Consider the following 274-nt stretch of genomic DNA (forward strand, 5'->3'; position numbering starts at 1 on the left):
GGCCACTTTGCGATAGTGCTTGAACGCGATGCCCGCGCGGGGTTCGGCGGCGGGGCCGCTCGGCAGGCTGCGCAACATCACCACACAGGCGCTGGGCTCCGGGTTCAGGCGGGCCAGGGCAGGGCTGTCATACAGGATGGCGTCCTGGTCTGCGATCAGCAGCAGGGCCTTTTTTTCGCGGTCGCTATGGTTCCCGTCATCGAGGTAATCCTCAATGACTTGCAATGCCAGAAACGGGCTGCTCAAGCCGTGATCGCTGATGGCGATACCAAAG

At 62.8% G+C, this 274-nt stretch carries 1 protein-coding gene; it reads right to left on the reverse strand.

The genetic code is table 11. From position 1 onward, the window contains the following. On the reverse strand, nt 1-274 hold a 274-nt coding region (locus AC0L3U_RS39400; RefSeq protein ID WP_473365122.1), incomplete at both ends, for a hypothetical protein.

Source organism: Bradyrhizobium sp. Kon69 (genome assembly GCF_055807515.1).